The sequence below is a fragment of the Bradyrhizobium sp. 613_E4_N2_2 genome (genome assembly GCF_052075995.1).
Lineage (GTDB): Bacteria > Pseudomonadota > Alphaproteobacteria > Rhizobiales > Xanthobacteraceae > Bradyrhizobium > Bradyrhizobium barranii.
In genome coordinates, this window is the sequence record NZ_CP197234.1 from 6020079 (window position 1) to 6033001 (window position 12923).

The 12923-nt window shown below is 61.0% G+C and carries 12 protein-coding genes; all 12 read left to right on the forward strand.

All coding sequences use genetic code 11. From position 1 onward, the window contains the following. Positions 1 to 86: 86 nt before the first annotated feature. The 12 genes from AB7290_RS28965 to AB7290_RS29020 all read left to right on the forward strand — a co-directional run bounded on the left by AB7290_RS28965 (position 87) and on the right by AB7290_RS29020 (position 12752). The gene (locus AB7290_RS28965; RefSeq protein ID WP_063986520.1) at positions 87 to 1391 is read left to right on the forward strand and encodes a lipopolysaccharide biosynthesis protein; all 1305 of its coding nucleotides are present in this window, start codon (positions 87 to 89) and stop codon (positions 1389 to 1391) included. A gap of 56 nt (positions 1392 to 1447) precedes the next feature. Beyond that, positions 1448 to 1606, forward strand: a complete 159-nt coding sequence (locus tag AB7290_RS28970; protein WP_223153622.1) for a hypothetical protein — start codon at positions 1448 to 1450, stop codon at positions 1604 to 1606. Then, the gene (locus AB7290_RS28975) at positions 1599 to 2501 is read left to right on the forward strand and encodes a thioesterase domain-containing protein (RefSeq protein WP_223153623.1); all 903 of its coding nucleotides are present in this window, start codon (positions 1599 to 1601) and stop codon (positions 2499 to 2501) included. The genes AB7290_RS28970 and AB7290_RS28975 overlap by 8 nt, the downstream gene beginning before the upstream one ends. Then, entirely contained in the window at positions 2455 to 3465 is a 1011-nt protein-coding gene (nadE, locus tag AB7290_RS28980) for an NAD(+) synthase (protein ID WP_071915348.1), read from the forward strand. Before AB7290_RS28975 ends, nadE begins: the two co-directional genes overlap by 47 nt. 5 nt (positions 3466 to 3470) lie before the next feature. After that, positions 3471 to 5498, forward strand: coding sequence for an asparagine synthase (glutamine-hydrolyzing) (gene asnB / locus AB7290_RS28985; RefSeq protein ID WP_085401015.1), 2028 nt, complete (start codon positions 3471 to 3473; stop codon positions 5496 to 5498). Next, positions 5495 to 7057 (forward strand): class I adenylate-forming enzyme family protein, encoded by a 1563-nt coding sequence (locus AB7290_RS28990; protein ID WP_085401013.1) that lies wholly within the window; start codon positions 5495 to 5497, stop codon positions 7055 to 7057. The genes asnB and AB7290_RS28990 overlap by 4 nt, the downstream gene beginning before the upstream one ends. A 50-nt stretch (positions 7058 to 7107) precedes the next feature. Next, positions 7108 to 7386 carry an acyl carrier protein gene (locus AB7290_RS28995; RefSeq protein WP_085401011.1) on the forward strand — a complete coding sequence of 93 codons (279 nt, stop codon included), beginning with the start codon at positions 7108 to 7110 and terminating at the stop codon, positions 7384 to 7386. Positions 7387 to 7726: 340 nt separating this feature from the next. Continuing rightward, a complete protein-coding gene (locus AB7290_RS29000) occupies positions 7727 to 8443 on the forward strand; it encodes a nucleotidyltransferase family protein (protein WP_063986521.1) in 717 nt (238 codons plus the stop codon). 18 nt (positions 8444 to 8461) lie between these two features. Continuing rightward, positions 8462 to 9628 carry a DegT/DnrJ/EryC1/StrS family aminotransferase gene (locus tag AB7290_RS29005; protein ID WP_354133548.1) on the forward strand — a complete coding sequence of 389 codons (1167 nt, stop codon included), beginning with the start codon at positions 8462 to 8464 and terminating at the stop codon, positions 9626 to 9628. Then, complete coding sequence (locus tag AB7290_RS29010; RefSeq protein WP_063984322.1) at positions 9625 to 10362, forward strand: sugar transferase; 738 nt, start codon at positions 9625 to 9627, stop codon at positions 10360 to 10362. The genes AB7290_RS29005 and AB7290_RS29010 overlap by 4 nt, the downstream gene beginning before the upstream one ends. Before the next feature lie 12 nt (positions 10363 to 10374). Next, on the forward strand, positions 10375 to 11415 hold the full coding sequence (locus AB7290_RS29015) for an NAD-dependent epimerase/dehydratase family protein (protein ID WP_085401008.1): 1041 nt from the start codon (positions 10375 to 10377) through the stop codon (positions 11413 to 11415). 65 nt (positions 11416 to 11480) lie between these two features. After that, on the forward strand, positions 11481 to 12752 hold the full coding sequence (locus AB7290_RS29020; RefSeq protein ID WP_085401006.1) for a polysaccharide biosynthesis/export family protein: 1272 nt from the start codon (positions 11481 to 11483) through the stop codon (positions 12750 to 12752). Positions 12753 to 12923: the final 171 nt, after the last annotated feature.

Below are 12923 nucleotides of genomic sequence, written 5' to 3' on the forward strand. Positions count from 1 at the left end.
TCCTACGATCGAATCGAAATAGATCGCACCGTCGTCGCGACGATCTTGCCGTTTTTGAAATGAATTCTGGACCGAGGAAGTTCTTCATGGCCGCGAAACCGGCGACCGGTCCGACGCGGACAAGGGCTCTTGTTCGTGCAGCGGCGGGCGTCTCCGCCCTCGCACTCACCGGACAGCTCATGCTCGTAGCGGCCATTCCCATCCTTACCCGGCTCTATTCGCCGGAGGATTTTGGAATATTCACGATCTATCTCTCAATCGTAAACATCGTCGGCGCGATAGCCGGACTTCGCTTCAGCACGTCTCTGTATGTGGTTGAGGACAGAGCTCACGCGCTGGTCGCGCTCAAGCTCACGCTCGTGGCGGTCTGCTTTACGACCTCTGTTGTGCTAACCGCGGGATACCTGCTGTCGGACGTGGTGCCAGCACGACTGCAACATCTTACCTACCTCGTACCCATCGGGATGGCTGCGGTCGGCGTTGCCGACGCAATGAACTGCTGGTGCTTGCGCTTCAATCATATGCGTGACTTCGGCATGGGCCGCCTGATCCTGCCGGCGTCGATGGCAGTGCTCCAGGTGAGCTTCGGCCTCGCGCACCTCGGGGACGGCGCAATGATCCAAGCCCACATCCTGAGCCAGGCTGTGTTGATCGCATTTCTCTGCGTCCGGCTCCTGAAATGGGAGGACATCCGCCGCATCGCGCAAGCCCCGTGGGGTTCGGTCGCGGCGACGGCGCGGCGAGAGTACAAATTTCCCCTGTTCGAGCTGCCCTCGGCCCTTGCGGGATTCGCGATCATCAATCTCCCCGCAATCTTCATAGGCTCGCTATTCGGTACCGCATTCGCGGGGCATTTTGGCGTCGCCGCCCGTCTCGTGACCGGTCCGGTCACCCTGATCGCCTTGCCGCTCAGCAATGTCTTCGTCGCCGAGGCCAGCAAAGACTTCGACCGTCATCATCTGCTCGGCACCGCATGCGGACTGTTGGTCGTTGCGGCCGGCCTGATCGTTCTGCCGGTGCTCGGCCTTGGATTTATCTCCCCCTACGTCGTCGTTCCGCTGCTCGGAGAATCCTGGATACCTACGGGTCAGATCATGGGCGCCCTGGCGCTCATGTGCGCCGCACAAGCCTTGTCGACGCCCATTCAGGAAGTTCCGACTCTTTTTCGTCGTCAGGAACTGCGTCTGCTGGTTGATCTGGTGCGGGCCGTGTTTGTATTTGGCCCACTTCTCATCGGTGCTCACCTCGGCCTCGACCCGTTGCAGGTGATCTACATGATGGCCGCCGGAGGAGCTACCGGCTACGCCCTGGGAATTATCGTGGCGCTGTTTCTCTTGAATGGGCCTGGCGGCGCGCGGACGTCGGGCGCACCGATCAATGGGCCTGTGTGACCCAGAGGGTCGAAAGAGCATGCCCCGAACTTCGCGTCCGCTCGAGGAGGCGGCACATGGACGACAGACGCGCTGGAGCAAAAATAACCAATTTCCTGGGCGCGACCATGTGCTTCATGCAAATGAATGATGAGAGGATTTTCAACGTCTTCATACTCCAATTTTGGAGCTCGGTCAGTCGGTTGCATGCCAATGAAGCTACGGCCATTGATTGATACAGGCGAGGATTTGGCTTCTCCGCCCTCGTGCATTGTGGCGGCGGCGCCGCCCGTGCTTTTCCTACTGCCCGGCTCTCTTGGTTATGGAGCCAGCCTCGCCGCCCTGACAGCCTCAATCCGCGAAATTGCACATGTCGTTCCGATCCGCTACCCGGATCTCGGCAAGATATTGCAGGGTCAGGACAGCGTTTGCGATATGGCTGCTGCTGCCGTGGAGCAGATCAATCGCATCCAGCCGCGCGGCCACATCAGACTTCTCGGTCATTCCCTCGGTGGGGCGGTCGCCTTCGAGGTCGCGACGCGAATGTTTGCCGCCGGCCGCTCGGTGAAGTTCTTCGGAATTCTCGACACCAGCCTCATGGGCGAGCGCAGTTCTGCATGGGAGACGTTGACCCGCACGATCCGTCGAATCCGCAACAACCGGGTCACCGCGCCCCGGATGGTCTGCCGGGCCCTCGCCAAGGCAACCGTTGCGATCGGCCATGAAGCTAACCTGGCCCGGATGCTCGATCGCCGCGCGAAGGGGCAGTTCGATCTCACGTCGTTCAGGCTCAAGCAGGAATTGCAGGAAGTCTTGCGCGCGAAGGCCTACTTCCGCTGGTTGGCGGAGCCGAAATCGATGCTGCCGTTCTCCGCCGTTCTGTTCCGATGCCAGCGAAAGAAGATGCCGCAAACTCTGGGATGGGATCGTGCGTTTGCCCAGATCGATGTCGTCCCAAGCGCAGGCACTCACACCGATCTGGTCATGCCGCCCTACCTCGCGATGAACTTGCACCTCGTCCAGAAGGCGCTGTCGCAAACCTACTCACCGGCCGAGTTTCCCCAGAGAGAGGCGGATTGTTCAAGTGACCTTGCAAGCAGCACACAGCCAAACCGAACCCGCGTTCAGTAAAGACGCCCTGGTCCTGGATGCGCCATCCGAGGTCGCGCGCATCGTCGCGTTCTTGCGCGACCGTGTCCTTGGCGTGCTTGGCCGACGCGGAGCCATCGTCGGGCTTTCCGGCGGCATCGACAGCTCGGTGGTCGCAGCGCTCTGTGCGCGCGCATTTGGAAATACGAAGGTCCTTGGTCTGCTGATGCCCGAGCGCGATTCGTCTTCCGATTCGCTGAGGCTCGGCCGGGCCGTCGCCACGCAACTGCGCCTCACGACGGTCGTCGAAGACATCGCACCGGCGCTCGAAGCATTGGGCGCGTACCGCCGGCAGCGAGAGGCAATCCAAGCCGTCGTACCCGAGTACGGAACCGACTGGAAATGTAAGCTGGTGCTCGGCTCGGGCTCGGAGAGCGCCGGTATCAACATCACTCGTCTGACCGTACAGGACCCGGACGGCGAAACCTCCACCGTGCGTCTTCCGCCCGAGGTCTACCTGCAGATCGTTGCCGCAACCAACTACAAGCAACGGGTCCGCAAGATGACCGAGTACTATCACGCGGACCGTCTGAAATATGCCGTGATAGGTACGCCAAACCGGCTCGAGCACGATCAAGGCTTCTTCGTGAAGCAGGGTGACGGGGATGCGGACGTCATGCCGATTGCGCATCTCTACAAGAGCCAGGTCTACCAACTGGCCGAATACCTTGGCATCGACGACGAGATCAGGCGACGGCCGCCGACGTCCGACACATTCTCGCTGCCGCAGAGCCAGGAGGAGTTCTATTTCGCTGCCCCGTATCGATTGACTGACGTTTGCATGTACGCGGTCAACCACGGCATTTCCGCCGACAACGTGGCCGAGGCCGTAGGTCTGGCCACAGCGCAGGTGCAGAAGGTCTTCAAGGACATCACTTCCAAGCGTCGGGCGACGCGCTACCTTCACAGCCCGCCTCTACTCGTTGATGCGGTAATCGAGGACTAGACGGCATGTGCGGCATCGCCGGCATCGTGGCGCTGAGTGCGAACGCTCCGAGTCCTTCGCGGAGAGCGCTGTTGCGGATGGCCGGGGCGCTTGCACATCGCGGGCCAGACGAGCGAGGCCTCTACCGGGACCAACGCGCGGGCCTGGCGCACGCCCGGCTCTCGATCATCGACATAGCGGGCGGACAACAGCCTCTCTCCGATCCCGGCGGGCCCGCCTGGATCGTGTTCAACGGCGAGATCTTCAACTATGTCGAGCTGCGCGAGCAGCTGATCTCGCTCGGCCATCGCTTCCGCACCCGCAGCGACACGGAGGTCGTGATTCAGGCCTATCGCGCCTGGGGCGAGGCAGCATTCGAACGGATGAACGGGCAATGGGCCCTTGCCATCTGGGACGCCTCCGCCGGCCGCCTCGTCTTGTCCCGTGACCGGACCGGAATCTGTCCGCTCCATATCTGCAACCATCAAGGCCAACTCTACTTCGCCAGTGAGATCAAGGCCATCTTCGCGGCAGATCCGGCAATCCCTCGGGCATTCGATCCAGCAGGCATCGACCAGACCTTTACCTTCTGGAGTAGCGTGCCGCCGCAAAGCGTGTTTCAGGGGATCACGGAAATTGAACCGGGACACGTCCGCAGTTACGTGCGCGGCGCGGTCCGGGACCGCGCATTCTGGACTCCGTGCTATGCGACCCGGTCCGACGAGCATCGCATTTCGTCCGCCGGCTGCAATGACGATGTGATCGATGCCGTGCGTGGCGCATTGGAGGCGGCTACGGCGCTCCGAATGGTGCGGTCCGACGTCCCCGTGGGGAGCTATCTCTCCGGTGGCCTCGACAGTTCGCTTGTTGCGGCATTGGGGAGCCGGTTTGCGGGCAGGCGCTTCCAGACGTTTTCCGTGCGCTTTTCCGACGCTGAGTATGACGAGACCTCCTATCAGCGCCTAATGGCACGCACGATTGCGAGCGAGCACCACGAGCTCATGGTCTCGCGGCAGGATATCGCCGAAGTATTTCCCAAGGTCATCTACCACACTGAGCGGCCAATCCTGCGGACCGCCCCTGCACCGCTGTTCCTGCTCTCGAAGCTCGTACGCGAGCGCGGCATCAAGGTCGTGCTGACCGGCGAAGGCGCAGATGAAATGTTCGCCGGCTACGATGTGTTTCGCGAAGGCAAGATCCGCCGCTTCTGGGGCCGCCAGCCGGCCTCAACCCGGCGCGCCGCCCTCCTGAGCCGGCTCTATCCTTACATCTCGCGATCGCCGGTCCACATGCAGGCCATCGCGCTAAAGTTCTTCGGACACGGCATTTCTGCCCCGGATGCGCCCGGCTTCGCTCATTCTCCGCGTTGGCGCAGCACGAGCGCGATCAAGCGCCTGTTCTCCGCAGACATGCGCGCTGCGACTTCGCAAGCCGACCCGGTGACCGAATTGCTCGATCGTCTGCCGCCGGATTTTTCCCGCTGGACGCCGCTCGCACAAGATCAGTACCTCGAGACCAAGACGCTCCTGGCTGGCTACCTGCTCTCCTCCCAGGGAGACCGGATGCTGATGGCGCACTCGGTCGAGGGACGCTTTCCATTCCTTGACGACGACGTCGTCGAGCTCGCGAACTCCCTTCCCGACGCCTGCAAACTTCGCATTCTCGACGAGAAACACGTCCTTAAGCGTGTCACGCAGTCGCAGGCTCCACCAGAGATCGTCGCACGCAAGAAGCAGCCCTACCGGACCCCCAATGCGCTCTGCTTCGTCGACAGGGATGCCCCCCCTTATGTCGACGAAGCGCTTTCAAGCGCAAGCGTCCGCGCCGCCAACATCTTCGACCCGGTGGCGGTCGAACGGTTGCGCACCAAGTGCCAAGCTCATGCGCACGCCGGCGGTGGCGACCTGTCCAATTTCGACAACATGGCGCTCGTCGGCATCTTGTCCACTCAGCTCCTGTTCCAGCAATTCGTCGCGGACCGGCCGGAAGCACCGCATCGCCTCGAGCTCAGTGTGGACGTCGACCGCCAGGACGTACCGGGAGTTTACGCATGATCAACAATCCCGTGCCGCTCCTGCACGATTACCTGATCAACTCGGCCCATCAAAACGGCGCGAAGGTCGCGCTCGTATGCGACGGTCATCGGGTCACGTACGACCAGCTCGAGGCGTGGTCAAATGCGGTCGCGCACCACCTGGTCGAGGCCGGCGTCGAGCACGGCGATCGTGTGATGATCTTTGCCGACAACACCGTCGAGGCAGCCGTCAGTTTCTGGGCCGTCCTCAAGGCCAACGCGATCGTATGCCTCATCAATCCTCTCACGAAACCCGACAAGCTCGGCTATCTCCTCAACGACTGCCAGCCGAGTGCGCTCATTACGCAAACGCGCCTCTATGCGACGTTCCGCGAACCTGCACGACATTGCCCGTCCTTGCGCCGCGTGATCGTGTCCGGCCCTATCGACGACGCCGATTTGAACGCACTGCCGCATGCCGTGCGATGGAACACTGTAACGGCCACCGAGCACGACGCCGCACCCGCGCGCCGCTGCATCGATATCGATCTCGCCGCCATTGTCTACACCTCGGGCTCGACCGGCGAGCCCAAGGGGGTGATGCTGACGCACCGGAACATGATGACGGCGTGTACGTCGGTTTCGTCGTATCTGGACGTCCGTGACGATGAGGTGATCCTCAACGCTCTGCCACTCGCCTTCGACTACGGCCTGTATCAGATGATCATGGCCGTACGCGCCGGGGCGCGCCTTGTTCTCGAGCGCTCGTTTGCTTTCCCCGCCGAGACGCTCCGGCGTGTTGCGGAAGAGAGAGTGACGGGTTTTCCCGGCGTGCCGACGATGTTCTCGACTCTGCTGCAGCTTGAGTCGTTGAAGAGTTACGATCTATCCAGCATTCGCTACGTGACAAGCACCGGTGCCGCACTGCCGGTCCGGCACCTGGTGCAGCTGAGACACACGTTCCCCGGCGCCCGCATCTACTCCATGTACGGTCTTACCGAATGCAAACGCTGCACCTACCTCCCGCCGGAGGATCTCGATCGGAAGCCGTCGAGCGTAGGAATTGCCATCCCAAATACCGAAATGTGGATCGTCGACGAGCGTGATCAACGGGTCGGCGCCGGCGTCGCCGGCCAGCTGGTGATCCGCGGTGCGACCGTCATGAAGGGCTATTGGCGAAAGCCCGAAGCTACTGCGAAAAAACTCAAGCCCGGACCGCTTCCCGGCGAGCAGGTGCTTTACACCGGCGACTACTGTCAGATGGACGCCGACGGATATCTGTACTTCGTCAGCCGGAGCGACGAGGTCATCAAATCACGCGGCGAGAAGGTCGCGCCCAAGGAGGTGGAGAGCGCTTTGCTGGACATTCCCGGCATAAGGGAAGCGGCAGTCGTCGGCGTTCCCGACGATCTGCTCGGTCACGCGATCAAGGCATTCGTGGTCATCGACCAGGTGCGGCCGATCGACGCCAAGCAGATCCAGCGGGAGTGTCACAAGCGCCTCGAGAGTTTCATGGTCCCCAAGTACGTCGTTATCGTGCCGGAACTGGCGCGCACGGATACGGGCAAGATCAACAAGAGAGAGCTCATCACAGGATAGCTTGTGGACGACCAATCGACGCACCCGCTTTCATATGGAGCACCAACGCAATGACACTGGTCTTGGCACCCGACCGCTGCAAGGAGCAAATCCGCGCTTTTCTGACATCGAATTTCTACATCAGCGACATCGCGGCGCTGAACGACGACGCTTCCCTGCTCGACCAGGGGATCATCGATTCGACCGGAGTGCTCGAGGTGGTCGGGTTCATCGAGACGACCTTCGGCATCGCCGTCGACGACAATGAGATCCTGCCCGAAAATCTCGATTCAATTCGGGGCATGACACGTTACATCGCCAGCAAGGTTAACTTGGCCGCCGATACCTGACCGACCGGCACGTTCGGCAAGCGGAGGAAACGAGCTGTCCTGTGACTCGATCGCGGCTTGGCGCCCCGGGGCTTCACCCGGCCGCCGAGTGCGGCGTTTTTTTGCCCTTCGCGAAGCCTTCCGCATGAGGCCCTTGGTCAAGGCGAATCCCGTGTCTTCCGGAAAGGTACGCCTCCGCTGCACGACTGCGTGGACAACCCGCCGGCATTCCTCCGCCGTCCGATTCCAACGCTCTCATGCAAACGAACGAAGACGCAGGCATGGTTTGCTCCTACCTTTTTCCTTGAGAAGCATATCTCGTTTTTTTGAAGCGTATTTTTTTGAGTACATGGAGGTTCAGATGAAAGCGGTAGTTCAGTGCGGCGGCAGAGGAACTCGACTTCGTCCACATACGTCCATTTTGCCAAAACCCCTCATGCCAATCGGCGCCCGTCCCGTCCTCGAGCTCGTTCTCAAATGGTTGAGACGGAACGGGATCGGAGAGGTCTTCGTCACCACCGGTTATCTGGGCCATCTGATCCGCAGCGTCTGTGGTGACGGCAGCCAGTGGAACATGCAGATCACGTATACGCAGGAGCTCGAGCCGCTCGGCACGATCGGCCCGCTGTCGTTGCTGCGAGAACAGCTCAACGAGCCGTTCCTGGTCCTCAACGGTGACGTCCTGACAGACCTGAACCTGAACCAGCTGATCCACAATCACCGAAAATCCGACGCCAACATCACCATCGGAACCTCCGTTCGGAGCACGAAGATGGACTTCGGCGTGATTGATGAAATCGATGGACGCGTGACCGGATTTCGCGAGAAGCCGGAGCTGACGAACCTCGTCAGCATGGGAATCTACTGCATGAATCCGGTCGTCCTCGAGCGCATTCCGTCGGGCGTCCCCTTCGGATTCGACGACCTGATGTTCCAGATGCTCGAGGAAGAAGCCCGCGTCAACGTCTTCAAGCACACTGGCCTGTGGCTCGACATTGGCCGGGTCGAGGACTTCCTGAAAGCCCAGGACATTGCGTGGGACGAGCAATCGACTGCATTCGCAACTGCGGCTGCGTGACGCAGCGTCACCCTTCGCATGAGGAATGAACGGGAAGAGGAACACATGCTGTTGGTATCAGAACCGGCCCTGGGAATTGACGAAAAGGAAGCTCTTGTTGCCGCGATCGATAGCGGCTGGATCACCATGGGGGATCGCGTACGGGAGTTCGAGCAGACGTTTGCGCGCATGCATGGCGCCGAGGACTCAATTGCAGTCGGGTCATGCACGGCCGCACTTCACCTCATCCTGCATGCGCTCGGAGTCGGCCCCGGCGATGAAGTCCTCGTTCCATCTCTCACGTTCGTTGCCACGGCCAATGCCGTGCTCTACGTCGGAGCGCGGCCCGTGTTCGTCGATGTCCAATCCGGGGCAATTCCCCTGATGTCCGCGGCCGACGCGCTCCGCAAATGCACCTCGCGGACGAAAGCGGTGATCCTCATGCATTTTGGGGGCTACCTCGCTGATCGAGAGGAGTGGCAGGCCTTCGCTCGCAGCAAGGGTCTGCTCCTGATCGAAGACGCCGCGCATGCCCCCGGCGTCAAGGGGGTCGGCACGTTTGGCGATGCAGCCGCGTTCTCCTTCTACGGCAACAAGAACATGACGACTGCTGAAGGCGGCGCAATCATAACGCGTCACCGGATCTTGAACGACATGATCAAGCGCGCCAGGTCGCATGGCATGACCACCAACACGCGCCAGCGCCTCGTCAGCCGCAGCCCCGAATACGACGTGACGCTTCTAGGATTCAACTACCGCATGGACGAGTTGCGCGCCGCGGTCGGCCTGGTGCAGCTGCGTAAGTTGGCAGGTTGGAACGACGCCAGGCGGCATCTGTCGCTGCACTATCGGCGGCGGCTCGCCGAGCGTTGCCCTTCGGTCCTGGTGCCATTCAACGCGTCGTGGGTATCGGCCCACCATCTCATGCCGGTCGTTCTCCCCGCGGCAAGCGCGCGGCAGCCCCTGATCGAGCAGCTCAGCAAGCGCGGCGTTCAGACGACCATTCACTATCCCCCGGTGCATCGGTTGACGTTCTACCAGGATCAGTATCCGGGCATCAGCCTCCCCAACACTGAGGATTTTTGCGGACGTGAGCTCACCTTGCCGCTCCATCCCGCGATGACTCCCGCGGACGTCGATCACGTGGCAGACAGCCTCGCGGATGGACTTCGGGTAACCTGTCCCGCGGAGGTCGAACAGGCATGAGCGAAACGGTCAATGCGGGATGCGCTGGGCCGGCAGCTCCGGCCGTGCGTTTGCGGCGCGTCATCGATGTCCTCGGTGCCGGGACGGCCATATTCGTCTCGCTGCCGATCCTGTTGGTCATTGCGCTTGCAGTCTGGATCGAAGGCGGGCGACCGATACTGTATTCGCAACTCCGTCTCGGGCTGAACGGGGCGCCGTTCCGCATGTACAAGTTCCGGAAGTTCAGAGCCGATTGCGACGATCGCGGAAGTCCGCTCACGATGGTGAACGACAACCGCATGACGACGATCGGCGGGCTGCTGGCTGCATTCAAGCTGGATGAGCTACCGCAGCTCTGGAACATCCTGCGGGGTGACATGTCTTTCGTCGGCCCGCGACCCGAGACGCTCGTATTTGCCGACTGTTTCAGGAACGGATTCGAAAAGATCCTGGAACACCGGCCAGGCCTCGTCGGGCCGTGCCAGGTTCTCTTCCGGCATGAAAATGAGCTGTTCCCGCCGGACGGCAATGTGGCGGATTTCTATCGGGAGGTTCTGTTTCCCGCGAAGGCGAAGATCGACCTGGCATATTATTCCAATCGAACCGTCACGTCCGATCTCCGGTGGATCGTTCAGGCCGGCTGGATCGCCGTGGGGGAGCCGCTTCTCAACCGCATGCGAAGACCCCGACCGGAGAGCCAGAGCGGCATAGCGCCAACTGGCGGATCTGTCGGTGCGAACTTATTTCAAAAGTAGACGGGTGATCAAATGGCGACTGAAAAGCGAACTGTGCTTCTGGTAGGTGGTGCTGGTTACGTGGGCTCAGTGATCACGGGCCATCTTCTGAGAAAGGGTTGGCACGTCCGTTGCCTGGATCAGCTCATCTACAAGAACGAGAGCTGTGCCTGGCCTTATCTGAGCGTTCCGCAATACGAGTTCATGCAAGGCGATATTCGCGATCCCCGTTTCGCCAATCAAGCATTGAAGGGTGTGGATGACGTCGTTATCCTCGCCGGGCTCGTCGGCGATCCGATCACGAGCAAGTACCCCGATGAAAGTCACGCCATCAATCGCAATGGCGTCGCGTCCTTCATCGACGCGATGCAACACCATCCGGTCGATCGGCTGATCTTCGTGTCCACCTGCTCGAACTATGGGCTAGTGGAAGTAGACACGGCCGTCGACGAGAATTACCCGCTCGCACCACTCTCCCTTTACGCCAAGCACAAGGTGGAGATGGAGCAGAAGATCCTGGGTCTCAAGGGAAAGGCTGGATTCCATCCAACGGTTCTCCGCTTTGCGACGGCCTTTGGTCTTTCCTCGCGAATGCGCTTCGATCTCACGGTGAACGAATTTGTGCGTGAACTGCACCTGGGAAAAGAACTGCTGGTATTCGATCCCAACACCTGGCGTCCTTACTGCCATGTTCGTGATTTTGCCCGCGCGATCGAGGAAGTGCTCCGCGCGCCCACCAGCAAGGTCGCCTTCGAAGTCTTCAATGTGGGCTGCGAGGAAAACAACTTCACCAAGCTGATGGTCGTTGACGAGATCATGCGGCACATTCCGCGATCGAAGGTGACCTATCAGGAGCGCGGCGCCGATCCCCGGAATTACCGCGTGAATTTCGACAAGATCCGTCGGGTATTGAATTTCACGCCCGAGATCAGCGTTCAGCAAGGGATCAGCGAAATCCTCGCTGCCTTGAGCCAGGGCTTGTTCGACCACGTCGAGGAGCAGAGGCACTTCTTCGGAAACTACGAGATCTTCCTTCCGACCGCCCTCATCCCGGATTTGAAGAGAGCCGGCTGAAGGATCCGATATCGGTGTCCCTAAATCGCGAGCGGCGAAGGCTCGGTTCCATCGGGAGTTCGTCCATGAAGTGCAAGAAGCAAGGCAGACCCTCTTCCACCCTCCTGCTGGGCTCATGCGCGGCAGTTCTGTTTTTCGCGACAAGCGGGCTGTCCCTTGCCGCGCCATACAAGCTCGGACCGGGTGATACCATCGAGATTTCGATCGGTGGCCTCCCCGATCAACGCAACCGCACGCAGATCCAGATCGACGGCACCATCCCGCTTCCGGGCGGGGGGACGGTTGAAGTTGCCGGCCTGACCCCGGCGCAGATGCAGAACCGCATCGAGACGCTGCTGCAGGCACGGATACTGCGTCAACGCCTGACCGACGGTCGCGACCAGGCATTCGTGGTCAAGCCCGGCGACGTCATAGCAAGCGTCGTGGAATATCGGCCGGTCTATGTTTCCGGCGATGTGCTCACGCCCGGACAGCAGACGTATCGGGCTTCAATGACCGTGCGCCAGGCCGTGGCAGTGGCCGGCGGCTTCAGCCTGTTGCGGTCGCGTGGCATGCAGCCCGGCGCCACCGACCCTGCGGATCTTGTGCGGGACTACCAGTCCCTCGCCACCGAATACACCAAGGAATACTTCCATATCGTCCGAACCGGCGCGGAGCTTGATGGCCGCGACACGTTCGACGCCACGCCTCCAAGCGACATTTCGCTGCCCGCGGGTGTGATCGGTTCGGTCGTTCAAGCCGAGAAGGACTCTCTGAAGACCTCACAAAGCGACTACCGCACGGAACAACGCTTCCTGGACGACGCCGTAAAGCAAACGGACGCGCAGTTCGCTACGCTCAAGAAGCAACAGGAAGGTGAAGAGAAGGGCGTGCAGGCCGACGAAGAGGAGCTCGAACGGGTCATGAAGGCGTTCGGCTCCGGATTGCTTGCAAGTCCTCGTGTCAGCGAAAGCCGGCGCGCGCTGTTGCTGTCCTCGACCCGACGCCTGCAGACCAGCGTCGAACTCATGCGGCTCCAGCGCCAGCGTGAGGACTTCCTGCGGCAAGCGGGACGTGTCACCAGCCAGCGCACGATCAATCTGCTCAGGGAGCAGAAAGACTCGAACGTTCGATTGGCGGACTTGCGCGTGAGAATGCAGGCGCTCAGCCAGAAACTGCAGCCCATCGGCGGCTCGGGTGCCATCCCCGTCAATTCAGGCGAGCTCAATCCCGACGTGGTCGTCGTGCGGCGGCTCGGTCAACAGTGGGACAGGATAACCGCATCCGTCGACTTCGACGTGGAGCCAGGCGATGTGATCGAAGTCACATTGCGCCCTGCGCCGGCCTTCTCGAACTGAGCACGAACAGAGGTACTCCCTTAAGAGTAAGCAGGCCGCTCCTTCCGGAGTAGCTTCCGCATACCTCCATGGCTGCTCCCGCGAGGCTTAAACCCGCCTTGCTACCCCTTCAACCCGCGTTGCTACCTCTTCGTTGATCACAACCGGGTCGATGCCCGGAAGATCGGCAAC

What these genes read in the sequence shown, in the direction of transcription:
- AB7290_RS29020 (WP_085401006.1), top strand. Translation starts at nt 11,481, where the DNA reads ATGAAGTGCAAGAAGCAAGGCAGACCCTCTTCCACCCTCCTGCTGGGC.
- AB7290_RS29010 (WP_063984322.1), top strand. Translation starts at nt 9,625, where the DNA reads ATGAGCGAAACGGTCAATGCGGGATGCGCTGGGCCGGCAGCTCCGGCC.
- asnB (WP_085401015.1), top strand. Translation starts at nt 3,471, where the DNA reads ATGTGCGGCATCGCCGGCATCGTGGCGCTGAGTGCGAACGCTCCGAGT.
- AB7290_RS28990 (WP_085401013.1), top strand. Translation starts at nt 5,495, where the DNA reads ATGATCAACAATCCCGTGCCGCTCCTGCACGATTACCTGATCAACTCG.
- AB7290_RS28970 (WP_223153622.1), top strand. Translation starts at nt 1,448, where the DNA reads ATGGACGACAGACGCGCTGGAGCAAAAATAACCAATTTCCTGGGCGCG.
- AB7290_RS29015 (WP_085401008.1), top strand. Translation starts at nt 10,375, where the DNA reads ATGGCGACTGAAAAGCGAACTGTGCTTCTGGTAGGTGGTGCTGGTTAC.
- AB7290_RS29000 (WP_063986521.1), top strand. Translation starts at nt 7,727, where the DNA reads ATGAAAGCGGTAGTTCAGTGCGGCGGCAGAGGAACTCGACTTCGTCCA.
- AB7290_RS28995 (WP_085401011.1), top strand. Translation starts at nt 7,108, where the DNA reads ATGACACTGGTCTTGGCACCCGACCGCTGCAAGGAGCAAATCCGCGCT.
- AB7290_RS28965 (WP_063986520.1), top strand. Translation starts at nt 87, where the DNA reads ATGGCCGCGAAACCGGCGACCGGTCCGACGCGGACAAGGGCTCTTGTT.
- AB7290_RS29005 (WP_354133548.1), top strand. Translation starts at nt 8,462, where the DNA reads ATGAGGAATGAACGGGAAGAGGAACACATGCTGTTGGTATCAGAACCG.